The sequence below is a fragment of the Corynebacterium sp. KPL2850 genome, assembly GCF_040225855.1.
Lineage (GTDB): Bacteria > Actinomycetota > Actinomycetes > Mycobacteriales > Mycobacteriaceae > Corynebacterium.
Genome location: NZ_JBEHFV010000021.1, coordinates 1 through 24,330 on the forward strand (window position 1 = coordinate 1; position 24,330 = coordinate 24,330).

Genomic DNA, 24,330 nt, shown 5'->3' on the forward strand with positions numbered 1-24,330 from the left:
GGCCAACAGACCAATCAACACACAACCATGCACACAAAAATAAAAAATAAGTACATTGGCACACTATTGAGTTCTCAAACAACATCCACACACCACAAGAAAATTAACCAAACGTTAACCTCTCATCGGCGGCTCGTACTAACTTACCCAACAACCTGAACCAAGTCAAATCCTTGAACCAAGCCAGTACAAAAAGTCACTAAAAAGTAACCAACCGGCTACCTCCCGGCGACTTGGATAAACCTACACCCCACTCCAAGAAACACACAAATCCCCTGGCAAAAGCGTAAAACCGCAATTACCAAGGGATCAGTTAACAGCCAGGGCGCCGTCACTAGGAGGGATTCACAACCCGTGCCCCGGCGAAGCGTTTCTTGCCCTTACGCAACACCAGCCAAGAGCCATGCAGCAGGTCTTGGGAAGACGGTGACCACTCGATGTCCTCGATGCGCTGGTTATTCACGTACGCGCCACCTTCACCCACAGTGCGGCGCGCGGCACCCTTGGATTTCTCCAATCCCGACTCAACCAACAAGTCTAGGATGGTGACCTGCGTGCTGACCTCAACCACCTCGGTTTCCTGCAATGCAGAAGACAACGTGGCCTCGTCCAAATCCTGCAGTTCTGCCCTGCCGAACAGCGCCTGGGAAGCCAACTCCACTGCTTCGGTGGCCTGCGCCCCGTGCACGAGGGTGGTCATCTCCCGCGCCAACACGCGTTGCGCCTCACGCTTGTGGGGCTCCTCCTCCACCTTGCGCTCCAGCTCCGCGATTTCGTCCTGGGTGAGGAAGGTAAACCAACGCAGGTAATCGATAACCACGGCATCACCGGCGTTAATGAAGTACTGGTACCAGAAGTACGGGCTGGTCAGCTCCGGATCTAGCCACAGTTTGCCGCCACCGGTGGATTTGCCGAACTTATTGCCCTCGGCATCTGTCACCAGCGGCACCGTCACGCCGTGCACCTTCGCACCGTTTACTCGCCGGTTCAGATCCACACCGGAAACGATGTTACCCCACTGGTCGCCACCTCCAATCTGCAGCACACAGTCGTATTCGTTGTGCAGGTGCACAAAGTCGTTGGCTTGCAGCAGCATGTAGGAAAACTCGGTGTAGGAAATACCGTCGGATTCCAAACGCCGCTTCACGGTATCGCGGTCCAGCATGGTGTTCAGCGAGAAGTTCTTGCCGATATCGCGTAGGTATTCGATGACGTTTATCTGGCTAGTCCAGTCCGCGTTATTCACCATTACCGCCGGGCTGGCAACTTCCCCTGCATCGGTGAAGTCCACGAAAGCCGCAAGTTGGGTCTTGATGGCCTGCATGTTCTCTGCGATCTGCTCTTCTGAGAGCATGGAGCGCTCCCCCACATCGCGTGGATCGCCAATCATTCCCGTCGCGCCACCGGCCAAGGCGATGGGACGGTGGCCGAATTGCTGGAAGCGCTTCAACATGATCAGCGGCACCAAGTGGCCGGCGTGCAGCGAGCTGCCCGTCGGGTCGAAACCGCAGTATAAACTGATTGGATTCTCTGCGGCCTCCCTCAGCGCCTCCAGATCCGTGGACTGGTTAATCAGCCCGCGCCATTGCAGTTCGTCAATGATGTTCGTGGTGTTGCTCATACGAAGGTGTTCCCTTTGCTCCCTATTATTTGTTCTTTTTGGGGTTATTTCTTTGCAGGGCGTGCGGTTCTACTTATCCGCAGCCAATGGGCAATACTCCCCGGGCCAGTCCGTAGCCTCGTCGACTAGCAGGACGGGAATGCCGTCCTGCACCGGATAGGCCTTGTTCAGCCGGGGGTTCACCAAATAGTCACCGTGATCCTCCAGCGGTTGCCTGTCGATGGGGCACACGAGGATCTCTAGGAGCTTCTGATCAATCATGCTGCTTAGTTTAGCCCCTGCCCCAGACATCCCACCGCGTGACTCCCTGGTGTTGCTTGCCGATGCCCCCTTCGGTCAATCACCTAGCCCATAACTTCACTCTCGGGTGGTGTGCGTTACAGTGGAAAGTGCAACCGAACACGGGCGCTCGAGGTATCGAGCTGAGATCGCGCTGTATGCCCGCGCGAGTACCGCTAGAACCTGCCTGGTTAGAACCAGCGAAGGAAGAATGAGGAGAGTCATTTATGACGGATACGTCGGCCCAGCACACCCGCACTACCATCCCGAACGACGAGTACGGTGCGGAAATCCACCCGAAACACAGCTTCGCCCCCATCGAAAAGCAGGTGGAATCCTTCGGCAAGACCTTCACCCTACAGGTGCCGGAGACCGAGGTTCAGCTGGACGATTCCCCTACCGGCCCGAACGCACCGCAGAAGCTCTACCGCACCCGCGGCCCGTGGGCCGAGCCGACCGAAGGCCTAGAGGCCCTGCGCAGCGAGTGGATCGAAGCCCGCGGCGATGTGGAGGCCTACGAGGGGCGTCGTCGCAACCTGTTGGACGACGGTAACCGCGCCCTCAAGCGTGGCGAGGCCAGCGATGAGTGGAAGGGTATAAGCCGCGAGACGCTGCGAGCCAAGGAAGGCAAGCGCGTAACCCAGATGCACTACGCCCGCCAGGGTATTATCACCCCGGAGATGGAATACATCGCACTGCGCGAGCACTGCGATGTAGAAAAGGTGCGCGAGCAGGTTGCCTCCGGTAAGGCAATCATCCCGAATAACATCAACCACCCGGAGTCAGAGCCGATGATCATCGGCAATGCCTTCAACACGAAGATCAACGCCAATATCGGCAACTCCGCCGTGACCTCCTCTATCCGCGAAGAGGTGGACAAGCTACGCTGGGCTACCCGCTGGGGCGCAGATACCGTGATGGATCTATCCACCGGTAACGACATTCACACCACCCGCGAGTGGATCATGCGCAACTCTCCGGTGCCGATCGGTACCGTGCCGATCTACCAGGCACTCGAGAAGGTCGACGGCGTGGCCGAGGACCTGACCTGGGAAATCTTCCGAGATACCGTGATCGAGCAGTGCGAGCAGGGTGTGGACTACATGACGATCCACGCTGGCGTGCGCCTGCCCTTCGTACCGCTGACCACCAAGCGCGTGACCGGCATCGTCTCCCGCGGCGGTTCCATCATGGCCGGCTGGTGCCTGGCCCACCACAAGGAATCCTTCCTCTATGAGAACTTCGACGAGCTGTGTGAGATCTTCGCCAAGTACGACGTCGCGTTCTCACTCGGTGACGGCCTGCGCCCAGGTTCTATCGCCGACGCCAACGACGCAGCCCAGTTCGCCGAGCTAAAGACCATCGGCGAGCTGACCCACCGCGCCTGGGAATACGACGTGCAGGTCATGGTCGAAGGTCCGGGCCACGTGCCGCTCAACATGGTGCAGGTCAATAACGAAAAGGAGCAGGAATGGTGCGGCGGTGCGCCGTTCTACACCCTGGGACCGCTGGTTACCGATATCGCTCCCGGCTACGATCACATCACCTCCGCCATCGGTGCGGCCAATATCGCCATGGGTGGTACCGCGATGCTGTGCTACGTCACCCCGAAGGAGCACCTCGGACTGCCGAATAAGGACGACGTGAAGACCGGCGTGATCACCTACAAGGTCTCGGCGCATGCCGCGGACGTCGCCAAGGGCCACCCCGGCGCCCACGAGTGGGACGATGCGATGAGCAAGGCGCGCTTCGAGTTCCGCTGGCACGACCAGTTCGCCCTGTCCCTGGACCCGGAAACCGCCCAGTCCTACCACGACGAAACCCTGCCCGCGGAGCCGGCAAAGACCGCCCACTTCTGCTCGATGTGTGGACCGAAATTCTGCTCCATGCGCATCAGCCAGGACATCCGCGACGCATTTGGTGAGAAGATCGACGAGGCTCTGGCCACCAACCACGAGCAATCGCTGGTCAAGGACCTCGGCTTGCCGGGCTTTGGCCGCCAGAGTGTGGACGAAGAGGGCGTCTCAAATGCCGAAGGCGAAGAAGAAATGGCCGAGGAGTTCCGCCGCGCGGGTTCCAAGCTGTATCTGAACCGCAGCGAGGCCAAGGAAGTAGCTGAGGACTTGGAAAAGGAAGCAGCGGGACACAGTGCACGGTAACCTACTGGACTTGCGGTGCTACCACGTGACGGGCGCACCGCAGGAAAAGGTCGTACAGGTTGCCGCGGCAGCAGCCGCCGGTGGCGCGGGCGTGATTCAGGTTCGCAGCAAGCCCATCAGCGTGCGCGATTTGACCGCCCTGGCCATCGACGTTGCCGCAGCAGTCGAGGAAGCCAATCCGGCGACGCGTGTGCTTATCGATGACCGAGTCGACGTAGCCGCCGCGCTCATGGGCGAGCACAACATCCACGGCGTGCACATCGGCCAGGACGACCTGGACCCGCGCTTGGCGCGGCGAATCCTTGGCGAGGATGCGATCATCGGGCTGACTACCGGCACCCTTGATCTAGTGCAGGCTGCTAACGAGTACGCCGATGTGATCGACTACATCGGAGCTGGACCGTTCCGCCCCACGCCCACGAAGACCTCCGGCCGCACCCCGCTGGGGTTGGATGGTTATCCCCCACTCGTGAGTGCATCGGCCGTTCCTGTGGTGGCAATTGGAGACGTGCAGGCCGCCGACGCCGAAGCGCTGGCCCAAACCGGTGTGGCTGGAGTGGCGATTGTGCGTGCCTTTATGGACTCCGATGATCCAGCTGCGCTGGCAGCCACGGTTGTCGATGCCTTCGATCGGGCGAACGCGAACGCAGCAAACGGTTCCCATGAATAATACCGAGCACGCCATAATCGGCGCAGGAATCATTGGGCTTACCACCGCATTCGAACTGGTAGATGCGGGCGTGGACCCGCAGAAAATCCTAGTGGTAGATCCCAAGCCCATCAGCGGTGCCACGTTCGTGGCTGGTGGCATGCTGGCTCCGGTTGCGGAGGTGCAATACCGGCAAGAACCGCTGTACCCGCTGATGGTGGCTTCGGGCGAGATGTTCCCTGACCTACTGGCCAGGTTGGCTGGCAAAACCTCAGCGCCGACCGGCCACCGCAGTGAATCCACCCTGGTGGTAGGGGCTGACCGCGCCGATGGCTTACACATCCGCGAGCTGCTGGCGCTACAGCAGAAACACGGCATGGATGCCCACGCGCTGCCACTTCGGCAGGCCCGAAAGCTTGAGCCGGGCTTAAGTCCCCAGCTGGCGGCCGCGGTGGAGATCCCGGGCGACCACCAGATCAACCCGCGCATGTTTAGCGCGTGCCTGCTGGAATACCTGCAGCACGCCGGGGTTCGCTTTCTGTCCACGGCAGCAATGCGCATCGACGGACAAAATGTGCAGCTTGCCGATGCCCGCATGGTCACCGCCGACATGATCTACCTCTGCAACGGGCTGGGCGCCAAGGAGGTGGACGGCTGGTTCGAGGGCGCTAATCCCCTGGCACTTCGGCCGGTGTACGGCGACATGCTGCGGCTGCGGGTGCCTGAAGAGCTAGAGCCAATCACCCGGGTGGTGCGCGCATTCGTGGAGGACCGGCCGGTATATGTCATCCCCCGCACCGATGGCACCATCGCCGTCGGGGCGACCAGCCGCGAAGACAACCGCAAGGGGCCTGCCGTAGACGGTGTGCACACGCTTCTTAGAGATGCCATCCGCGTGGTTCCTGGGCTGGAGGAATGCGAGTTCATTGAAGCGATCGTTGGAGCCCGGCCCGGCACTCCCGATGACCTTCCCTACCTGGGCAAAGTACGCGACGGGCTAGTGGTCTCTACCGGATACTTCCGCCACGGAATCCTCCTGTCCGCCTTCGGGGCTAAGGTAGGTGCCCAGTTGGGGTTGGGCACGTCCCCGGGGTTGGACATCTCGGCCTGCGATCCACTACGCCACGCCCGATAGCCACAAAAGAAAGGAATAAGCACCATGGAATACACGGTTAATGGAGAACCCCGCAGCAACGATGAGCACATCACCGTGGCCGCCATCGTAGAAGCAGAAACTGGCGACGCCGCGCCGAAAGGCGTGGCCGTAGCCGTCAATGGCGATGTTGTCCCAGCCAGCAACTGGTCTTATGAAGTCTCCAACGGCGACGTGCTGGATATCCTCACCGCCGTGCAGGGCGGTTAGGAGCTTTAGCCATGCTTACTATCGCAGATAAACAATTCGATTCGCACCTAGTAATGGGAACCGGCGGTGCCAGCAGCCAGGCTATGTTGGAACAATCCCTGGTTGCCAGCGGTACGCAGCTGACCACCGTGGCCATGCGTCGGCACAGTGCCACAAGCTCCGGTGGGGAGTCCGTCTTCGAGCTCTTACAGCGGTTGAACATTGACGTACTGCCCAACACAGCTGGGTGCCGCACCGCCCGCGATGCCGTTACAACCGCCAAGCTAGCCCGCGAGGCGCTGGGCACCAATTGGGTGAAGGTGGAGGTTATCGCGGATGATCGCACGCTGCTGCCGGACGTGGTGGAGCTCGTAGATGCTTGCGAGTTGCTGGTTGCCGAAGGATTCGTGGTGCTGGCATACACGAGCGACGATCCGGTCATCGCCAAGCGGCTAGAAGACGTTGGCGTGGATGCGGTGATGCCATTGGGCTCGCCCATCGGCACGGGCCTGGGCATCCTGAATCCGCACAATATCGAGCTGATCTGTTCGCGTACCCACGTGCCCGTGCTGCTGGATGCCGGTGTGGGCACGGCCTCCGATGCTGCACTGGCCATGGAGCTGGGGTGCGATGGCGTGCTTCTCGCCAGTGCCATCAACCGCTGCCAGGATCCCCTGGCGATGGCCACCGCAATGAAATTCGCCGTGGAAGGCGGCCGGTTGGCCCGCCAAGCCGGCCGCATTCCAAAGCGACAGCACGCCGTAGCCTCGTCATCGTTCGAGGGGTTGGCTAGCTGGGAAGACAAGGTCCTGTAATGAGCCAACTGCCCCGCGAAGAGTTGCACAGGGTTGCCCGCCAAACGCTGTTGCCTGGCTTCGGCATCGCCCAGCAAGAGGCGCTGCACTCCACCCACGTCTTCGTCATCGGCGCTGGTGGTTTGGGCTGTCCCCTGATGCAGCAGCTGGCTGCAGCCGGCGTGGGTGAGATCTCTGTGATCGACGACGACACGGTGGATCTGAGCAATATCCACCGCCAGATTCTATTTGGCGCCCACGATGTGGGAAGGCCCAAGGTGGACGTCGCAGCCGAAAAGCTCCAGCAACTGCAGCCCGGCATCGTGGTGCATGCGATTCGCGACCGACTTACTGCTGACAATGCCGTGGACTACCTCCGCGGGGTGGACATCCTAGTGGATGGTTCCGACACGTTTACCACCAAGTTCCTAGCAGCCGATGCCGCGGAGATCACGGGCACCCCGCTGGTATGGGGCTCGGTGCTGCGCTTCCGGGGCGACTGCGCAGTGTGGTGGTCTGGGCCCGGCGCCGAGTCGGGCGTGGGCATGCGCGACCTCTATCCCCTGCAACCCGACTCCGATTCCGTGCCCGATTGCGCCACCGCCGGTGTGCTGGGCGTGACCACCAGCGTGGTCGCGGGCCTGATGTCCACCGAGTTGATCCAGTTTGCAACCGGCATGAACCGCGACCGGGTGGGTCTGTTGAGCATCTACGATGCCCTGACTGCCTCCATCACTCACTTCCGCGTGCCCCGCGACCCGGCACGCGAACTAACCACCCAGCTGCAACATGACTACGGTGGTGCTGCCTGTTCCGTGCCGGAGGACGATGATACCGATGCCGAGATATTCGACAAGCTGCGCGATGGGGCCGCGGCCATCGATGTGCGTGAAACCGGTGAGGCCGCCATCGATGATTTCTTTTTTGACGCCACCGCCAAGCATTACCATCTACCGACCTCCGTGTGGCTGGAAGATCCAGAGGCAGCGCGCTGCCTGCTTGATTCCCTGCAGTCCGAGGGACTTAGCGACGCGTGGTTGTACTGCGCCTCCGGCAAGCGCTCGGCCAGCTTCATCTCAGCCTTCGCCGAAGAGGCCGAACGGCGCGGCATTACATTGCACAACGTCGCAGGCGGCATCAGGGGCCAACCCGCAACGTCTCATGGAATGCCATCCTCTCATTGATGAGGGCATTTTTATCTTTTAGATAAGCCAGGGCCCTTGTCTGTCGCCCTTCTAGTTCTACGTGCGCACTGGCTTGGTAGCCCACTTACGCGCCGCGGCGGCATGCTGACGGACGGTTTCGCGCTGTTCAGTAACGCGGACGCCGGCGGTCCCGCCCTTGGTTGTGCGGGAAGCGACCGCACCATCAATGGTCAGGACCTCGCGCACCTCTGGGGTCAGCCGCTTGTCGACGCCCCTAAGTTCCTCATCAGTGAGATCCACCAAGTCCACTCCCCTCTCTTCGGCGATGCGTACGCATGCACCAGAAGCCTCGTGTGCTTCGCGGAAGGGTACGCCTTGGCGCACCATCCACTCTGCTAGGTCGGTGGCCAAGGTAAATCCGCGTGGCGCCAACTCGCGCATCCTGTCCTCATTAAAGGACAAGGTGGACACAAGCCCGGTCATCGATGGCAGCAATAGGTTGAGCTGTGCCACCGAGTCCACGATGGGTTCTTTGTCCTCTTGCAAGTCGCGGTTATAAGCCAGCGGCTGTGCCTTGAGCGTGGATAGCAGCCCAGTGAGGTTGCCAATCAGGCGCCCGGTCTTGCCGCGGGTAAGTTCCGGGATATCCGGGTTCTTCTTTTGCGGCATGATGGATGAGCCCGTCGACCACGCGTCATCCAAGGTGACGTAGCCATATTCCGGGGTGCACCAGTAGATGATCTCTTCTGCCAGCCGGGACATGTCCAGGGCGATCTGCGCCAGCACAAAGGCCGTTTCTGAGGCAAAATCGCGGGACGCGGTGCCATCCAGGGAGTTTTCCGCTGCGGAATCGAACCCGAGCTCTGCGGCGATAGCTTCTGGGTCAAGCTGCAGGGAGGAACCTGCGAGCGCACCCGAGCCATACGGGGATACGGCTAGCCGCTTATCCAGGTCCTGCAGGCGCTGAATATCGCGCAGCAGCGGTTGAGCATGGCCCAATAATTCGTGGGCAAGCAAGATGGGCTGCGCGGCCTGGGAGTGCGTCTTGCCCGGCATGATGGCCTCGGGATGCGCGGCGGCTTGATCCGCTAGGGCATCGACAAGCTCGGAGACTTGCAGGGCCGTATCGCGGATGGCATCGCGCACCCACATGCGAAAGAGGGTGGCAACTTGGTCGTTGCGGGAACGTCCCGCGCGCAGGCGGCCGCCTACCTCGGGCCCGACGATGTCGATGAGGCCGCGCTCCATGGCGCCGTGCACATCTTCATCGGTGGGTGCTGGGACAAATTCGCCCGAAGCTACCTTCTCCCCGAGCTCGGTGAGTCCGGAAAGCATGGTGTCTAGGTCGGCATCGGAAAGCAGCCCTGCCTTGTGCAGCACCTTGGCATGCGCCTTCGAGGCGAGTACGTCGTAAGGAGCAAGGACCCAGTCAAAGTGCGTGGACACCGAGAGGGCGAACATCGCCTCGGAAGGGCCGCCTGAGAACCGGCCGCCCCAGAGCGCGCCTTCGTTAGTCTTGTGTGGTTCCATCGGTGCCTATTTTTCTGCGCTGGTGGGGAAACCGCCGTCGCGGTCACGCTGGTTAGAAATCTGGGTGGACAAGCCGTGCAACTGGACAAAGCCCTTAGCTGCGGTCTGGTCAAAGGTATCGCCGGTGTCATAGGTGGCCAGATCGAAGGAGTACAGCGACTGGCCAGAGCGACGGCCGGTGACGGTCGCGGTACCTGCGTGCAGGCTCAGGCGGATATCGCCAGTGACGTTTTCCTGGGACTCCTCAATGAAGGCATCCAGGGAGCGCTTGAGCGGCGAGTGCCACAGGCCGTCGTAGACCTCCTCGGACCACCGCGCATCCGTCAGGCGCTTGTAGCGCGCCAGCTCGCGCTCCACGGTGACATCCTCCAGCGCCTCGTGGGCCTGAATGAGCACCATGGCGCCCGGTGCCTCGTAAACCTCGCGGGACTTAATGCCCACCAACCGGTCCTCTACCATGTCCAAGCGGCCGATGCCCTGGGCACCAGCGCGGCGGTTGACCTCTTCGATGACCTGCAGCGGGGTCAACTTCTTGCCATCGACTGCAACCGGAACACCCTTCTCAAAAGAAATGATGATCTCATCCGGAGCATTGCCCAGGCCCGGGTCTTCCGTATATGCGTAGAGATCCTTTGTCGGTGGGTTCCACAGATCCTCTAGGAAACCGGTTTCTACCGCACGGCCCCATAAGTTCTGGTCAATGGAAAATGGCGAGGCCGCAGACTGCTCAATCGGAAGGTTAATCTCTTCCGCAAAATCGATGGCCTTATCGCGGGTCCATGCATAATCGCGCGCCGGGGCGACGATCTCTAACGATGGATCCTGGGCACGGAAGGACACCTCGAAGCGCACCTGGTCATTGCCCTTACCGGTACAACCGTGGGAGACGTGCGTTCCGCCGTGCTCCTGCGCGGCTTTCACGAGGTGCTTGGTAATAAGCGGGCGGGAAATGGCAGATACCAGCGGGTACTGCTTCATATACTTGCCATTCGCCTTGATGGTGGGCACGCAGTATTGCTCCGCAAACTCATCTTTGGCATCGATAACGATGGACTCCACCGCACCGCAATCGAGCGCGCGCTGGCGTACGGACTCCATATCCTCGCCGCCCTGACCCAAGTCAAGGGAGACGGCAACAACGTCGCCGCCGGTCATCTTTGCCAGGTATGGAATGGCTACCGAGGTATCGAGGCCACCGGAATAGGCCAAGACTACGCGTGCAGACATGCTAAGACTCCTTCATTGATTGAAAATAATTCGGTTAATTAAATAATATACGAGCGGGTGTGAGAATGCCACTATTCTTTAAATATTCTGCGCCTTCAGCTTTTCCGCCAATTCCGCGCCGGTGACTCCCTCGCGCGCCAGCACAAAAATAGTGTCATCACCAGCGATGCACCCCACTACATCGTGCAGGCCCACACGATCGATAAAGCTGGCGAGATATTGCGCCGCGCCCGCTGGCGTGCGCAACATCGCGATATTCATCGAAGAATCGTGGGAGACCACCAATTCATCCAACATGCGCCGCAGCTTTTCGCGCGGTCCGCCTACTTGGTCTTCGAATTGTTCCAGCTCGCCTGCAACCATATAGTACGAGCGCCCACCGTCTCGCTTGACCTTCTTAGCGCCCAGCTCATCAAGATCCCGCGACAGCGTGGCCTGCGTGATATCGATGCCTTCTGCCAATAAGAGCTCCGATAATTGCACCTGGCTCGTGACGCGGTTGCGATCCAAGATTTCCAAAATCTTTGCCTGCCGGGCATTTCGAGTGCTCGGGGTGCTCATCGCTAGCTGTTCTCCTTATTAATATCGAGCAGCCACACCAGCAGTGCCTTTTGGGCATGCAGGCGATTTTCCGCTTCATCGAATACTCGGGACTGCGGCCCGTCGATGACCTCTGCTGCCACCTCGTTGCCACGATAGGCCGGCAGGCAGTGCAAGAAAATAGCGTCGCCCTTCGCCTTTGCCATCACGTCTTCGGAGACCTGATAAGGCAAAAACGGCGTGCGCCTGTCCTGCCCATCGTTTTCCTGGCCCATAGACACCCAAGTATCCGTTATGACTACATCGGCGCCGGCTACTTCCGCAACGTCATCGGTAACCGTAACGTTACCGCGCTGCCGTGCGCGCTCGACAAATTCGGGACGAGGCTGGAACCCCTCCGGCGAAATGATGGAAATATCCATGCCAGCGGTAGCAAAGCCAATCATATAAGAATTAGCCATATTATTATTGCCGTCCCCAAGGTAGACCGCCTTGCGGCCAGCAAGATCGCCAAGGTTTTCCCGGCAGGTCAGAAGATCGGCCAAAATTTGGCAGGGATGCAGGTCATCAGAAAGAGCATTGACCAGTGGAACCGTCGAAGTCTCCGCCATCTGTTCCAGGTTGTCGTGGGCATATGTGCGCCAGACGATGGCCTCCACGTAGCGGGACAAGACCGCGCCCGTATCCTGGTAGGACTCGCCCTTGCCCATCTGCGTGCCCGAAGAATCAACGGTAATCGCGCTGCCGCCCATATGCGCAATTCCGGTTTCAAAGGAAAAGCGGGTGCGCGTGGACGTCTTATCAAAGAGGACGGCTATCGTCTTTGGTCCCTCCAACGGGCGCCGCGCGAATGGATCGGCCTTGAGCTTAACCGCGAGATCGAGGACTTCTTTTTGTTCCTCCGGGCTAAGGTCATCATCGGCTAAGAAATGGCGCAAGCTCATACTAATTCCTCCACAACGGTGCGTAGCTTTTCTAGGGCAGTATCAATTTCCTGCTGGGAAATGACCAGTGGCGGAGTAAGGCGCAAAACGTTCTCGCTCGGGGCATTGAGGATTATCCCTTGCTCAAATCCACGCTTTACGGCCTCGCGAGCCACCGGCGCATTTAATACAACACCTAGCATAAGACCTCGGCCGCGCACCTCGCTGACCCCGGGAATCTTTTCTACTTGCTGCGCTAAGTGCTCGCCCTTGGCGGAGACCTCATTCAAGAACTTCTCATCGAGTGCATCGAGTACTACATTGGCCGCAGCGCACGCCACGGGGTTTCCGCCAAAGGTGGTCCCGTGGGAACCCGGCTGAAATAAATCCTTGGCGCGACCGCGGGTGATAGTGGCGCCGATGGGCAATCCGGCGCCGAGGCCCTTGGCCATGGTGATGACATCGGGGGAAATTCCCTCAAACTCGTGCGCAAAGAATTGCCCCGTGCGCCCTGCCCCGGCCTGGACCTCATCGACGATGAGCAAAATACCGTGTTCATCGCATAAATCAGCAACGGCCCGCATAAAACCGGCGGGAGCGGGGATAATTCCGGTCTCACCCTGAATCGGCTCGAAAATGATGGCGGCGGTATCCGCGGCGTCTTGCTCCACTAATTGGCGCAGGTAGTCGATATCGCCGTAAGGATAAAATTCCACGCCACTTGGCAGTGGGCGGAATGCCTTTTGCTTATCGGGCTGCCCAGTCATGGCCAAAGAGCCCATTGTGCGCCCGTGAAAACCATGGTGCGCGGCGAGGATGCGCCGCCTACCGGTGAGCCGCGCGAGCTTGAATGCCGCTTCGTTTGCCTCTGAGCCGGAGTTGCAGAAAAACACGCGCGCGTCGCTATCGCCTACCCGCTCAATGAGCTTTGCCCCAGCGTCGAGCACAGGTTGGGTGGCAAAAAGATTGGAGGTATGCACAAGGGTGCGGCTTTGCTTGGCAACGGCATCTGCTACCTCCGCATTGCCATAGCCCAAGGAATTCACGGCGATGCCGGCCAGCAGGTCAATGTAGGTTTTCCCGTTCTCATCGGTAACGGTAGCCCCCTCCCCGGACACCAAGCCGAGTGGCGGCTCACCGTAGGTATTGGCCAGCGTTTCTGACCATCGGCCGGTTAATTTTTCTTGTGCGCTCATGCGATATCGTCCTTCCTGAACACTGTGCCTTCGGGATAATCGTGCTTTTCGTAATCATCGGGCAGGACCATCGTTCCAATGCCGCCTGGGGTTAAAAGCTCAAGGAGTACGGAATGGCCTATTCGGCCGTCGATGACGTGCGCGGCGGATACCCCGCTCTGCACGGCATTGAGGCAGGACTCCATTTTGGGAATCATGCCGGAGCTCAGGCCGGGAAGCAGCCCAGTAAGCTCATCGCTTTCGATTTTGGAGACTAGGGAGTCTTTATTCGGCCAGTCGGTATAAAGGCCTTCCACGTTGGTCAAGATGACAAGGCGTTCTGCTCCCAATGCGCTCGCTAGCGCACCCGCGGCGCTGTCGGCGTTGATGTTATATACCTCGCCATCGGCTCCTGGCGCGATGGTTGAGACCACCGGGATGCGGCCGGCTTCGATGATGTCATTGACGGCTGCCGGGTTGACCTCCACGATATCGCCCACCATCCCGATATCGGTCGCCTCTCCTTCTACTTCCACAAACCGCTTGGTGGCGCGGAAAAGTCCAGCGTCTTCGCCACTTGTGCCCACGGCGTAGGGCCCGTGCGAGTTGATGAGGTTTACTAGTCCACGGCCGACTTGGCCAAAAAGGACCATGCGCACCACATCCACGATTTCGGGCGAGGTGACGCGGAAACCGCCCTTAAACTCGCCTTCGATGCCGAGCTTATCCAGCATGGAATTGATCTGCGGGCCGCCGCCGTGGACGACAACGGGCTTTGCGCCGATGGTGCGCAGAAACACCATATCCGCCGCAAAGGCTTCCTTGAGTTCCTCATCCACCATGGCGTTGCCGCCATACTTGACGACGACGATTTTATCGCGGAAGTGTTGCAACCACGGCAGGGCTTCAGCCAGCACCGTAGCGCGTTCTTGATTATTCAGTCCGGGAAACATTTCTCCTCCTAGGAGCTATACGCCGAGTTGATCTCAACGTAGGAGTAGGACAGGTCCGTCGTGCGGACAAAGGCCGTACCTTCACCGCCGGTGCCGAGATCCACGCGGACATCGATATCTGCCCCGCTCAAGTCCACATCGCGGGCCCCGGGCGCGCCCGTCGAGTGCTCGCATACCGGCTGGTCATTGAAATAGACGGAGATGTTGTCTGGGTCCATGTCTGCATCCGCCATGCCGACGGCGGCCAGTACCCTGCCCCAGTTGGGATCGGAGCCGAACATGGCGCACTTGAATAAGTTATCCCGGCCCAGGGTGCGAGCGGCATTGAGCGCCTGCTCATCGGAGCCCGTGCCTTCAACGGTGATCTTTACGCGCTTTGTCACTCCCTCAGCATCGGCTTGGAGCTGATCCGCAATATCCGCGCAGACCTCTAGGATTGCTTGGTACAACTCTTCTTCGCTGGGCTGTACGCCGGAGGCCCCGGAGGACATGACAATCACGGTGTCATTGGTAGAGGTTGAACCGTCCACGTCCAAGGTATTAAAAGTCTGTGCGCAGGCCTTTTCCAGCGAGCTTTGGAGGACCGCCGCGTCAGCGACGGCATCGGTAGTAATGCAGACCAACATCGTGGCTAGCGACGGCGCCATCATGCCAACGCCCTTGCCCATAGTGCCCACGGACCATCCATCGCCTGCAAAAGCGGATTCCTTGGGGACGGTATCCGTGGTCATAATGGCTGTGGCGGCATCATTGCCGTGCTGTGGAGTCGTACCCACGTGGTGCACGACGTCAGCGATGCCCGCAAGCGCATTCTCCATGGGCAACGGCTCGCCGATAAGCCCGGTAGAACAGATGGCAATATCCTGCACGGCGATATCCGTGCGATGAGATACGGCGTCCACCATTGCGCGCGCATCGGCATCGCCTTGCGCGCCATTGCACGCATTGGCATTGCCGGAGTTGATGACTACGGCGCGCAACTGGCCATCCGCTACCGCCTCGCGGGAGACCTTTACTGGGGAAGCCACCACGCGGTTGCGCGTAAACACCGCCGCCGCATCCGAGCGCGGGCCCTCATTGACGATCAAAGCTAAATCCGATTTTCCGGAAGGCTTGATTCCGGCCTTTACCGCGCCGGCACTGAATCCGGCGGGTCCTGTGATTCCTGGTGTAGTCATCATTTCCTCCTCTGTATTGTGCGCAGCCCTAAGGGGCGACTGCGGCTTGGGGCAATCCCAAAGTTTCTGTCCATCCCAGCGCAAGGTTCATACATTGCACGGCGGCACCGGCGGTACCCTTGCATAAATTGTCTAGCGCCGCGGTAATGATGAGGCGGTGGGAATTTTCATCGACGTGGGCTTGGATATGCACCATGTTCGTGCCCACCACGTTCTGGGTTTCCGGTTGTTGGCCTTCTGGCAGCACGAGGCAGAAGGGCTCTTCGGCATAGAATTCCTCAAATGCGGTGCGCACCTGCTGCTTGCCGATGCCCCCTTTCAGCTCCGCCGTAATCGTCGCCAGAATCCCACGGGGCATGGGCGCAAGCACCGGGGTGAAACTCACAGACACCTCATCGTGGGAAAATGGTTGCAGGTTTTGCACGATTTCTGGGGTATGCCGGTGAGTGCCGCCCGGTTTATACGCCTTCACGTTTCCCATGGTCTCCGCGCCCAATTGCGCGACCGACGCCTTCTTTCCCGCTCCGGAGACGCCGGTAATGGCAATCACGGACAGGGTTGGCTCCACCAGCTCGCGCGCAATGGCGGGCAGTGCCCCCAAGGTAATGGCCGTGGGGAAACATCCCGGCACGGCTACCCGATTTGTACCTCTAAGGTTTGACCTGTTTTCCGGGATTTCCGGGATGCCATACGGCCACTGCCCCGCATAGTTCCCGCCGTAATAGGCTTTCCAGTCGCTCTCCTCGCGGAGCCGAAAGTCGGCGGCGCAATCGATGATCGTGACCTCATCGCCCAATTGCTCCGCGAGCCGCGCCGAGTGTCCATGCGGCAAGCCCAAGAATACGACGTCATGTCCTGCAAGTTCCTCGGGTGTCGTTTCGGCGATAACGCGCTCTGCCAGTTGCGGCAGGTGCGGCATAATTTCTGCGACGCGCTGGCCCACCTGGGAATTTCCCGTCAAGGAACCAATGCGCAGGTCACCGGAGTGATAGGCAGGGTGGGATAGCAGCAAGCGCAGTATCTCTCCGCCAGCGTATCCTGTGGCCCCTGCCACTGCTACTGAAATCGTCATACCCGAAACTATAGCAAGAAATACGCTCCACTGTATGTTATTCAGTGAATTGGATTACTTTTCGCAGCTCACAAGGCGTGAAAATAATAAACATCTGCATGAAATAGCATAACGGCGAAGACCCAAGACCCGAGTGGCTTATGTGCCACCAAAGTCTGGTTCTTCGCCGTTTAATGCAAAGGGCTGGACTACTGGGTCTGCCCTATGCTCGCATTTCTGCGCCGAAGCGCTGCTTGGCCAATTCGGCGGCTGTAGTGCGGTGCTCGTTGACCTCCTCATCGGTCAAGGTACGGTCTGCAGCGCGGAATTGCAGCTGGAAAGCTAAGGATTTTTTGCCCTCGCCCAATTGCTCACCGCGGAAAATATCGAAGAGGTCGACCGACTCGATGAGGTCGCCTGCTCCCTCTTCTACCGTGGCGCGCACCTTTTCCGCTGGGATATCTTCATCTACCACCAGCGCGATATCTTGGTGCAAAGCTGGGAATGCAGACAGCACCGGCGCTGGGAAGCGCTCCGTCAACGGCAGCGCCGTGATATTAAGCTCCATCGCACACGTGCGCGGCGGCAAGTTGAGCGCCTCAAGAATCTGGGGGTGCAATTCGCCGGCGTAGCCCACGATGTCATCTGTTCCTGGCACCTTGATGGCGGCGCACCGGCCTGGGTGCCACGGCAGGTGTTGCGCGGCTTCGACCTCGATATCAAGGCCCGCGGCGCGGGCAACCAGACGTGCGGATTCGATGGCATCCGCATAAGTGTAATCGCGGCCTTCGCCCCACGGGCCCTCGTGTTCCATCTTGCCCGTAGCGACGGTTGCCACGTGCAAGGGCTGATCCGGGAGGGTGCGCAGGAGTTCTTCCACAACTTCATCGCCAGGACGCTGGGCAACGGAAGGCATCGGTGACGATTCTGCGCGCTTGAATGCCACCTGCTGCAGGCCATACAGCGCCAGATCCTTGCGGCCGCGAGCTACGTTGCGGCCCAAAGCCTCAAGCGTTGCGGGAAGCAAGGTCGTGGCCAAGATGGCTTTGTCAGACTCCAACGGGTTCTGCACTGCCACGGTATTGCGGCGGGCATCGTCAGCGGCAAGGCCCCACACATCAAAGGTGTCGTTTGCGATAAACGGCGTGGGCAATACCTCTGCGTAGCCGGCATAGGCCAAACCGTGGCCGATGGCGCGGCGGCGCTTTTGCGCTGGGGTCAAACCTCGACCGCCTGCTGGCGTAGGCAGAACGGTGGGGATATCTTCTAGGCCTTCTAGGCGCAAGACCTCCTCGATGAGGTCAACGTCCATGGAAATATCGGTACGCCAGGTCGCGGGTGTGACCTTAAGTACCAAATCCGATTCTGCTTCGACGGAGCAACCGACTTCTTCGAGGCGGGAGATAACGGTCTCGCGGGAGTACTCCACACCGGCGTATTCGCTCGGCTTTTCCGCACGCAAACGAATAGCCTGTGGCTGAGCAACCTCACCGACGAGGGTGCGACCCTTGTCAATCGTTCCGCCCGCGATGGAGTGCAACAACGCACACGCAATATCGAGGGCCACCTCGACGATGGCCGGATCGACGCCGCGCTCAAACCGGCGCGATGCCTCAGAAGAAAGCTTGTGCCGGCGAGAGGTGCGGGCCACGGTAATGGGATCCCAGATTGCGGACTCGAAGTAGACATCGGTGGTCTGGTCAGAAATCTCTGAGCTCGTGCCGCCCATGACACCGGCCAATGATTGGATGCCGTTGTCATCACAGATCACCACGTCCTCACCAGCGAGTTCGCGAGTGACGTGATCGAGAGTCTCAAACTTCTCGCCTTCGTGTGCATTGCGCACCGTAAGGTCGCCTGCGATTTCATTGGCATCGAAGGCATGCATCGGGGCGCCCAAGAGCAACATGACGTAGTTGGTCACATCCGTTGCCACATTGACGCTGCGCTGACCGCACAGCATGAGTTCGCGTTCCATCCAAAATGGGGTGCGTGCCTGCGGATCGATGCCGGTTACCTTGCGCACGCCAAATCGCTGCGCCTTGGTTTCCTCGCGCAGATCGATGTTGAGAAGCGATCCTTCGGCCTCTGGCACAGCAGAGGTATCGATTCCGGCGACCGCTGGGGCATCGGCGACGTCCTTAAACTCCAGATCGAAGGCCGAGGCGATCTCGCGGCTTAACCCACGCGCGGATAGTGCGTAGCCGCGGTCTGGGGTGATATTCACGTCAAAATCGGTATCGGAAAGGCCGATGACTGGACGGGCGTCTTCGCCCACCATGTCCGCAACTTCCTCTCCCAGCACGATGATGCCGTTTGCCTGCGCACCAAGGCCCAGCTCAGCAGCGGAGCACATCATGCCATTGGAGATGTGATCATAGGTTTCGCGCGCTGCGATTTTGAAGCCGCCGGGCAGCTCTGCGCCGGGCAGGGAAACTACGACGTAGTCGTGCAAGCGGAAGTTACGCGCGCCGCAGATAATGCCCTGCAATTCACCGGTACCATTGGCCTGACCGACGTTGACCTGGCAATACCGAATGGGCTTTTTGAATTGCGTAAGCTCTTCGATTTCTACGACCTGGCCAATGACCAGTGGTCCAGTAGTCTCAGGGATAGGCTCATATCCCTCGGTTTCAAAACCTACACGGACAAAACCAGAATCCATATCGGCAGCGGACACGCTCCAATTCGGATTGGAAGCGCCAAGGATACGGGTAACCCAGTCTTGGGAAATAAGCATGATGTATCTATCCTTTCTGGGTTTTAAGCCTGTACGCCAAAGGGCAAGGTGAAGCGGACATCGCCTTCGACCATGTCGCGCATATCGGTTAGTCCATTGCGGAATTGCAGGGTGCGCTCAAGGCCCATGCCGAACGCGAAACCCGTATATTCTTCCGGATCAACGCCTACCGCGCGCAGCACATTGGGGTTTACCATTCCGCAACCGCCCCATTCAATCCAGCCGGCGCCGCCCTTTTTATTGGGGAACCACACATCTACCTCAGCAGAAGGTTCCGTGAACGGGAAGTAATTAACGCGCATGCGCGTCGTGGTTTCGGGGCCGAAGAGCACCTTGGCCAGGTGCTCAAGCGTTCCGCGCAGATGAGCCATGGTCAGCCCCCTATCCACGGCGAGCCCCTCCACCTGGTGGAAGACCGGGGTGTGAGTAGCGTCCAGCTCGTCCGTACGGAATACGCGCCCCGGACAGGCGATGTACAGGGGCACATCGCGCTCGAGCATCGTGCGCACCTGCACCGGCGAGGTGTGCGTGCGGAGAACTTGCTTGGAGCCTTCCTTGCCCACGTGGAACGTATCCTGCAGGGTGCGCGCTGGGTGATCCGGCTTGAAGTTCAGGGCATCGAAGTTAAAGTACTCTGCCTCGATCTCTGGGCCGTCGGCGATTTCCCACCCCATGCCAACGAAAATATCGGCAATGCGCTCCGATAAGGAGGTAATGGGGTGCAGCGCACCCGTTTGCGCCCGAGTCGTAGGAATGGTCACGTCAACGGTTTCGGCCTTCAGCTGGGCCTCGCGAGCCTGCTGCTCCAATTCGTCCTTGACCTGCGAAAAACGTTTTTCCATCTTGCCGCGGGCCATATTGACGGCCTTGCCGGCGGATTTGCGTTGTTCCTTGGGGATTTGGCCGAGGGATTGGCGGGCTTGCGGGATATACCCGTTTTCGCCTAAGTGCTCGCGGCGGGCAGCGGTGAGATCCTCTAGCGTCTCTGCTGCTTCGAAGGCTGCGATAGCCTTATCGGCCGCGGCCCCGAGGGCCTGTTCGGTCAATTCGATCTGCGGTGTATCGGACACGTACTTCGTACCTTCTTCTCGCGCGAAAACTAACGCGTGCAATCATACTCTGTCACTAGGACACGGACGGTCCCAGGGACCCCTTTTTCATTCGCTACAGCGGATAAACGCGATTGCGGCCTAACTCTGTTCCTGTGCCTTGGCGGATTCGTACAAACAAATACTGGCCGCGGTGGCAAGGTTGAGTGACTCCGCGCGCCCCCGCAGCGGGATGCGCACCCGCATATCGGCCTCTTCAAGCAGCTCGCCCAGCCCGTGGGCTTCATTTCCGAAGAGCCAGGCGGTGGGTTGGGTGAGGTCGGCATCGGCAAGCTCTACTTCCCCATCTGCGGCCGTCGCGACGATTTGCATGCCAGACTTGCGCAATTGGCCGAGAACGTCCTTGATATTGGGATCGCGCGCAACCGGGACGTGGAATAAGGAGCCGGCCGAAGCGCGGGCAACCTTGCTGCCTAAGGGATCCACGGTCTCGCCGGCGAAGATCACGCCGTCGGCGCCCATCGCGTCCGAAGTCCTAATCAACGTCCCCGCGTTCCCGGGCTCCGAGGTAAGTACCGGCACTGAAATCAAATTCGGCTTTCCATTGAGAATCTTTCCTGCAGACCACAAGACCGAGGAACTGCACAGAGCAAAAATTCCCGTCGTTGTCGCGGTATCGGCTAGGTGCTTTGCGGCCTTGTCCGTAATGGGATGGACGTAGACATCCATGTACCCGCAGGCCGTGACAATCTCCGCGAAGCGCTCTGCGGCCTTTTCCGTCACGAATACATCCGTGGCCGCACCTGTAGACACCGCGGCGTCCACGGCATTTTCGCCCTCGATAATGAATTGCTTGGCCTTCTTGCGGTTAGCAGCTCGGTGCAATTTCGCCGCGTTAACAATGCGCGGAGTGCGTTCGGTAAAGGCGGACTCAAAGTCTAAATTCATAGGCTCTACTCTACCTTGGCCCCATTACTGCTCGTTTCGCACCTTAGGCATGACAAAACCCTGCCAGAAATCCGGCAGGGCCTTGGCGCAATCGCTTATTTCTGAAGGGGAACTCCGCGCGCGTCTTTGTCATAATCACCCACACCAAGGAGAATCATGAAGAACTCAACAAGTACCCAGATTCCCAGCACGGCCCAGAAGAGGATGCCCAACAGGAACCAGAAGGTAAACCAGCCGAGGATATTGAGCGACAACTGCACAATGGCATAAGTAGTGCGTCCAGTGTAGAAGTTATGCGCACCGACGCTGCCCAAGAAGAAGCACAGGAGCAAGGTAGCAACCCAAGACTTCTGGTTACCTGCAGCTACATATTGTTGCTGCGGATAGCCCTGCGGCGCATAACCACCGGATTGGAACTCCTGGGAGTAATACGGCCGGTCCTGGCCAGAAAATTGACTCGAACCGGGGTTGCCTTCTGGTTGCTCACGGTTATAAGGGCTCGTCATGACGCGGAGTTCTCCTTGGAAATGCTGGGGTTATAGGTTCATCAATCTAGCACACAGCGTGCACGACTTTGGCGAGCATCAGGCGTTGAAATAGCACGAAACCCACCCCACGCCGGGGATTAACCGGTGATGGAGTGGGCGAGCAGCTGTGTAGCTGAAAAGCTTACGCAGCCTTCGGTGCGTTGACGTCCTCGGGCAGGGCAGCCTTGGCGGTCTCGCACAGTGCGGAGAAAGCCTCGAAGTCGTTGACGGCAAGCTCGGCGAGGATCTTGCGGTCTACCTCGATCTCGGCCAAGCGCAGGCCGTGGATGAGGCGGTTGTAAGTGATGTCGTTCATGCGGGCAGCAGCGTTGATGCGCTGGATCCACAGCTTACGGAACTCAGACTTACGCGCGCGGCGGTCGCGGTAAGCGTAGGTCATAGAGTGCAGCCACTGTTCCTTGGCCTTACGGTACAGGCGGGAACGCTGACCGCGGTAGCCCTTGGCGGACTTCAGGATCGCGCGACGCTTCTTCTTTGCGTTAACTGAGCGCTTTACTCGTGCCACAGTAATACTTCCTTAAATTCTGATTGAGATGGTGGATGTGGGTTGATTGGGCGCTTTTAGGCGCGACCGAGCAGGCGCTTGACGCGCTTGGTGTCTGGCTGGGAGACGGACTCGGTGCCCTTGAGGCGACGGGTGCGCTTGGAAGGCTTGCCCTCCAGCAAGTGGCGGCGGTTTGCCTGCTCGCGGCGCAGCTTGCCGGAACCGGTCACCTTGATGCGCTTTGCGGTGCCCTTGTGGGTCTTCTGCTTCATGAGTATAAGTCCTTAAATCCTACGTGGAATATGGTTTACTTTTTGCCCTTACGAACCGGACCCAAAACCATGGTCATATTGCGACCATCCTGCTTGGGGCGGGACTCAACTACGCCAACCTCAGCGACGTCATCGGCCAACCGCTCCAAAAGCCGGAAACCCAGCTCCGGTCGCGATTGCTCGCGGCCGCGGAACATGATGGTCACCTTGACCTTGGATCCCTTTTCCAGGAAGCGAACTACGTTACTCTTCTTGGTCTCATAATCGTGATCGTCGATCTTCGGACGGAACTTCTGTTCCTTCACCACGGTCTGCTGCTGGTTCTTACGAGATTCGCGAGCCTTTTGGGCCTGCTCATACTTGAACTTGCCGTAGTCCATGATTTTGGCAACTGGGGGCTTAGCCTTTGGAGCAACCTCGACCAAATCCAGGTCAGCTTCATAGGCAAGCTTGCGGGCATCATCGGTGCGGACGATACCCACCTGTTCACCACCGGGTCCGACAAGACGGACCTCGGGTACTCGGATACGCTCATTAATGCGAGCTTCAGCGCTGATTGTGGTTCTCCTCGATTAGGGGTTTTGGGTAATGAGTTCACCTACCGTGGACCACAAACGAATCTAACCCGGTCTGCCACTGGCAGCCGGGAGATCTCACAGAGCCAGACACTAATGTCTGGTTACCTTTACCGTTATCCAACGAGCTTTAAGTTCGCGGCATCGGGTGGGAGAATCTCCGCTTGTGACCCAGGTTCCTGCAAAAGGTACCTTGGGCGGTAGTAGGTATGAGACTAGCAGCCGCTGCCACTCAAGGCAAACCGCGGTGAACTAAGCATCCTCGCAGGTGGAATCGGGCCCTAGATTTTTATCTTCAATGGATTTGTCGATGACCTTGAGGACGTCATCGGCAAGATCATCAATCGCGGCGGAGCCACTTTCATAATCCTCGCCTTCGACGACGACGCTTAGGGCTACCCCTACCCTTTTACCATCCTTTTCATGCACGCCGAATTGCCGGAAGGTGTAGTCATCGCTATTTTCATCGAGTCCCCAGCCGCTTTTTGCCCGGGTGCTTGTGTGTTTGGAGAGGCCAACGTTTTGCCATTCCACGATGTCATTTAAAACCTCATGGACGTATTCGGCTTCCTTGATACAGGGCAATTGCGCTCCAAAATTTGCTTGCTCCTGCAATGGCCAGGTGGAGTACCCAAAACCATCATCGTCAATGGAGGCTTTCGAGCCGTGCTCGCGCAAGAGTTTTTCCACCGCCTCTGAGGCCACACCTTCTTCCCACTGAACCTGCGACCACAATGCGTAAGCGGCGTCATTATCGGACTCTTTGATGGCCAAATCCACCAAGGACGGATCGGCTCCGTCCTGCAGTGCCGCAATGGCGATGGGCACTTTGATGGTGGACCACACGGGGCCTTCGCCTTTGTCTCCTGCAGAGATTTTTTGTTCACCAGCGGAGATGGCTACCCCAACCTTGGCGTCATAGTCCTTGGACACTGTCTTAACAGCGCGGTCTAGGTCGTTGGAGATCGCAGCATTCGCATTATCGCTAGCGCTTGCCGATGCCCCCTCCCCCGCCGTGTCCGTGGCTTGCTCGGGGGACGAGCAGGCCACCATGGCGGCAAGAGGCACCGTGGCCAGTATCGCTCCTAATCTCCGCCGCAGGTTCATTCCCCACAGACTAGCCTAAGTTTTAAAAGGAGGACAATTTT

24 protein-coding genes are annotated in these 24,330 nt (G+C 59.1%); 6 read left to right on the plus strand and 18 right to left on the minus strand.

The annotated features are described in order from the left end of the window. Window positions 1-334: 334 nt before the first annotated feature. Window positions 335-1,621 (minus strand): tyrosine--tRNA ligase, encoded by a 1,287-nt coding sequence (tyrS, locus tag ABRP93_RS07955; protein ID WP_349887568.1) that lies wholly within the window; start codon window positions 1,619-1,621, stop codon window positions 335-337. A gap of 69 nt (window positions 1,622-1,690) precedes the next feature. Further along, window positions 1,691-1,882 carry a Trm112 family protein gene (locus ABRP93_RS07960; RefSeq protein ID WP_349887569.1) on the minus strand — a complete coding sequence of 64 codons (192 nt, stop codon included), beginning with the start codon at window positions 1,880-1,882 and terminating at the stop codon, window positions 1,691-1,693. Between the two features lie 245 nt (window positions 1,883-2,127). Here ABRP93_RS07960 and thiC point away from each other — a divergent pair, with 245 nt between their 5' ends. The 6 genes from thiC to ABRP93_RS07990 are packed head-to-tail and all read left to right on the plus strand — an operon-like array spanning window position 2,128 to window position 8,028. Then, window positions 2,128-4,059, plus strand: a complete 1,932-nt coding sequence (gene thiC, locus ABRP93_RS07965) for a phosphomethylpyrimidine synthase ThiC (protein WP_349887570.1) — start codon at window positions 2,128-2,130, stop codon at window positions 4,057-4,059. After that, window positions 4,049-4,729 carry a thiamine phosphate synthase gene (locus tag ABRP93_RS07970; RefSeq protein WP_349887571.1) on the plus strand — a complete coding sequence of 227 codons (681 nt, stop codon included), beginning with the start codon at window positions 4,049-4,051 and terminating at the stop codon, window positions 4,727-4,729. The genes thiC and ABRP93_RS07970 overlap by 11 nt, the downstream gene beginning before the upstream one ends. Further along, window positions 4,722-5,843, plus strand: coding sequence for a glycine oxidase ThiO (thiO, locus tag ABRP93_RS07975; RefSeq protein ID WP_349887572.1), 1,122 nt, complete (start codon window positions 4,722-4,724; stop codon window positions 5,841-5,843). Before ABRP93_RS07970 ends, thiO begins: the two co-directional genes overlap by 8 nt. 24 nt (window positions 5,844-5,867) lie before the next feature. After that, entirely contained in the window at window positions 5,868-6,071 is a 204-nt protein-coding gene (gene thiS / locus ABRP93_RS07980; protein WP_023026570.1) for a sulfur carrier protein ThiS, read from the plus strand. Between the two features lie 11 nt (window positions 6,072-6,082). Beyond that, window positions 6,083-6,865, plus strand: a complete 783-nt coding sequence (locus ABRP93_RS07985; protein WP_349887573.1) for a thiazole synthase — start codon at window positions 6,083-6,085, stop codon at window positions 6,863-6,865. Beyond that, a complete protein-coding gene (locus ABRP93_RS07990; RefSeq protein WP_349887574.1) occupies window positions 6,865-8,028 on the plus strand; it encodes a ThiF family adenylyltransferase in 1,164 nt (387 codons plus the stop codon). The genes ABRP93_RS07985 and ABRP93_RS07990 overlap by 1 nt, the downstream gene beginning before the upstream one ends. A 57-nt stretch (window positions 8,029-8,085) precedes the next feature. On the opposite strand, the gene argH is transcribed toward ABRP93_RS07990, so the two are convergent. From argH to ABRP93_RS08070, 16 genes are all read right to left on the minus strand, one after another. Continuing rightward, window positions 8,086-9,519: an argininosuccinate lyase gene (gene argH, locus ABRP93_RS07995; RefSeq protein WP_349887576.1), complete on the minus strand. Its 1,434-nt coding sequence runs from the start codon at window positions 9,517-9,519 to the stop codon at window positions 8,086-8,088. Between the two features lie 6 nt (window positions 9,520-9,525). Next, window positions 9,526-10,746 carry an argininosuccinate synthase gene (locus tag ABRP93_RS08000; protein WP_349887577.1) on the minus strand — a complete coding sequence of 407 codons (1,221 nt, stop codon included), beginning with the start codon at window positions 10,744-10,746 and terminating at the stop codon, window positions 9,526-9,528. 78 nt (window positions 10,747-10,824) lie between these two features. Next, complete coding sequence (locus ABRP93_RS08005) at window positions 10,825-11,307, minus strand: arginine repressor (protein WP_349887579.1); 483 nt, start codon at window positions 11,305-11,307, stop codon at window positions 10,825-10,827. A gap of 2 nt (window positions 11,308-11,309) precedes the next feature. After that, on the minus strand, window positions 11,310-12,230 hold the full coding sequence (gene argF / locus ABRP93_RS08010; RefSeq protein ID WP_349887580.1) for an ornithine carbamoyltransferase: 921 nt from the start codon (window positions 12,228-12,230) through the stop codon (window positions 11,310-11,312). Then, complete coding sequence (locus ABRP93_RS08015) at window positions 12,227-13,405, minus strand: acetylornithine transaminase (RefSeq protein ID WP_349887581.1); 1,179 nt, start codon at window positions 13,403-13,405, stop codon at window positions 12,227-12,229. The genes argF and ABRP93_RS08015 overlap by 4 nt, the downstream gene beginning before the upstream one ends. Next, window positions 13,402-14,337 (minus strand): acetylglutamate kinase, encoded by a 936-nt coding sequence (gene argB, locus ABRP93_RS08020; protein ID WP_349887582.1) that lies wholly within the window; start codon window positions 14,335-14,337, stop codon window positions 13,402-13,404. The genes ABRP93_RS08015 and argB overlap by 4 nt, the downstream gene beginning before the upstream one ends. A gap of 8 nt (window positions 14,338-14,345) precedes the next feature. Continuing rightward, on the minus strand, window positions 14,346-15,515 hold the full coding sequence (argJ, locus tag ABRP93_RS08025) for a bifunctional glutamate N-acetyltransferase/amino-acid acetyltransferase ArgJ (protein ID WP_349887596.1): 1,170 nt from the start codon (window positions 15,513-15,515) through the stop codon (window positions 14,346-14,348). A 28-nt stretch (window positions 15,516-15,543) separates the two neighbouring features. Continuing rightward, window positions 15,544-16,587, minus strand: a complete 1,044-nt coding sequence (gene argC / locus ABRP93_RS08030; protein ID WP_023026550.1) for an N-acetyl-gamma-glutamyl-phosphate reductase — start codon at window positions 16,585-16,587, stop codon at window positions 15,544-15,546. Between the two features lie 202 nt (window positions 16,588-16,789). Next, window positions 16,790-19,306, minus strand: coding sequence for a phenylalanine--tRNA ligase subunit beta (pheT, locus tag ABRP93_RS08035; RefSeq protein ID WP_349887583.1), 2,517 nt, complete (start codon window positions 19,304-19,306; stop codon window positions 16,790-16,792). A 23-nt stretch (window positions 19,307-19,329) separates the two neighbouring features. Continuing rightward, a complete protein-coding gene (pheS, locus tag ABRP93_RS08040) occupies window positions 19,330-20,376 on the minus strand; it encodes a phenylalanine--tRNA ligase subunit alpha (RefSeq protein ID WP_023026546.1) in 1,047 nt (348 codons plus the stop codon). A 120-nt stretch (window positions 20,377-20,496) separates the two neighbouring features. Then, window positions 20,497-21,303 carry a TrmH family RNA methyltransferase gene (locus tag ABRP93_RS08045; protein WP_349887585.1) on the minus strand — a complete coding sequence of 269 codons (807 nt, stop codon included), beginning with the start codon at window positions 21,301-21,303 and terminating at the stop codon, window positions 20,497-20,499. A 95-nt stretch (window positions 21,304-21,398) separates the two neighbouring features. Beyond that, window positions 21,399-21,809, minus strand: a complete 411-nt coding sequence (locus tag ABRP93_RS08050) for a TM2 domain-containing protein (protein WP_349887586.1) — start codon at window positions 21,807-21,809, stop codon at window positions 21,399-21,401. A 163-nt stretch (window positions 21,810-21,972) separates the two neighbouring features. After that, window positions 21,973-22,356, minus strand: a complete 384-nt coding sequence (gene rplT, locus ABRP93_RS08055) for a 50S ribosomal protein L20 (RefSeq protein ID WP_023017886.1) — start codon at window positions 22,354-22,356, stop codon at window positions 21,973-21,975. 56 nt (window positions 22,357-22,412) lie between these two features. After that, window positions 22,413-22,607, minus strand: coding sequence for a 50S ribosomal protein L35 (gene rpmI / locus ABRP93_RS08060; protein ID WP_239269865.1), 195 nt, complete (start codon window positions 22,605-22,607; stop codon window positions 22,413-22,415). A gap of 35 nt (window positions 22,608-22,642) precedes the next feature. Then, window positions 22,643-23,164, minus strand: coding sequence for a translation initiation factor IF-3 (infC, locus tag ABRP93_RS08065; RefSeq protein WP_081443661.1), 522 nt, complete (start codon window positions 23,162-23,164; stop codon window positions 22,643-22,645). A gap of 270 nt (window positions 23,165-23,434) precedes the next feature. After that, the gene (locus ABRP93_RS08070) at window positions 23,435-24,250 is read right to left on the minus strand and encodes a serine hydrolase (RefSeq protein ID WP_349887588.1); all 816 of its coding nucleotides are present in this window, start codon (window positions 24,248-24,250) and stop codon (window positions 23,435-23,437) included. Between the last annotated feature and the right edge of the window lie 80 nt (window positions 24,251-24,330).

Bases quoted from the DNA above. Each gene is read 5' to 3' on its own strand.
- tyrS (WP_349887568.1), bottom strand. From the start codon at position 1,621: ATGAGCAACACCACGAACATCATTGACGAACTGCAATGGCGCGGGCTG.
- thiS (WP_023026570.1), top strand. From the start codon at position 5,868: ATGGAATACACGGTTAATGGAGAACCCCGCAGCAACGATGAGCACATC.
- thiO (WP_349887572.1), top strand. From the start codon at position 4,722: ATGAATAATACCGAGCACGCCATAATCGGCGCAGGAATCATTGGGCTT.
- ABRP93_RS08000 (WP_349887577.1), bottom strand. From the start codon at position 10,746: ATGTCTGCACGCGTAGTCTTGGCCTATTCCGGTGGCCTCGATACCTCG.
- argC (WP_023026550.1), bottom strand. From the start codon at position 16,587: ATGACGATTTCAGTAGCAGTGGCAGGGGCCACAGGATACGCTGGCGGA.
- ABRP93_RS08050 (WP_349887586.1), bottom strand. From the start codon at position 21,809: ATGACGAGCCCTTATAACCGTGAGCAACCAGAAGGCAACCCCGGTTCG.
- argB (WP_349887582.1), bottom strand. From the start codon at position 14,337: ATGTTTCCCGGACTGAATAATCAAGAACGCGCTACGGTGCTGGCTGAA.
- rpmI (WP_239269865.1), bottom strand. From the start codon at position 22,607: ATGAAGCAGAAGACCCACAAGGGCACCGCAAAGCGCATCAAGGTGACC.
- argJ (WP_349887596.1), bottom strand. From the start codon at position 15,515: ATGACTACACCAGGAATCACAGGACCCGCCGGATTCAGTGCCGGCGCG.
- argF (WP_349887580.1), bottom strand. From the start codon at position 12,230: ATGAGCTTGCGCCATTTCTTAGCCGATGATGACCTTAGCCCGGAGGAA.
- thiC (WP_349887570.1), top strand. From the start codon at position 2,128: ATGACGGATACGTCGGCCCAGCACACCCGCACTACCATCCCGAACGAC.
- ABRP93_RS08015 (WP_349887581.1), bottom strand. From the start codon at position 13,405: ATGAGCGCACAAGAAAAATTAACCGGCCGATGGTCAGAAACGCTGGCC.
- ABRP93_RS07985 (WP_349887573.1), top strand. From the start codon at position 6,083: ATGCTTACTATCGCAGATAAACAATTCGATTCGCACCTAGTAATGGGA.
- pheT (WP_349887583.1), bottom strand. From the start codon at position 19,306: ATGCTTATTTCCCAAGACTGGGTTACCCGTATCCTTGGCGCTTCCAAT.
- ABRP93_RS08005 (WP_349887579.1), bottom strand. From the start codon at position 11,307: ATGAGCACCCCGAGCACTCGAAATGCCCGGCAGGCAAAGATTTTGGAA.
- ABRP93_RS07990 (WP_349887574.1), top strand. From the start codon at position 6,865: ATGAGCCAACTGCCCCGCGAAGAGTTGCACAGGGTTGCCCGCCAAACG.
- ABRP93_RS08045 (WP_349887585.1), bottom strand. From the start codon at position 21,303: ATGAATTTAGACTTTGAGTCCGCCTTTACCGAACGCACTCCGCGCATT.
- ABRP93_RS07960 (WP_349887569.1), bottom strand. From the start codon at position 1,882: ATGATTGATCAGAAGCTCCTAGAGATCCTCGTGTGCCCCATCGACAGG.
- argH (WP_349887576.1), bottom strand. From the start codon at position 9,519: ATGGAACCACACAAGACTAACGAAGGCGCGCTCTGGGGCGGCCGGTTC.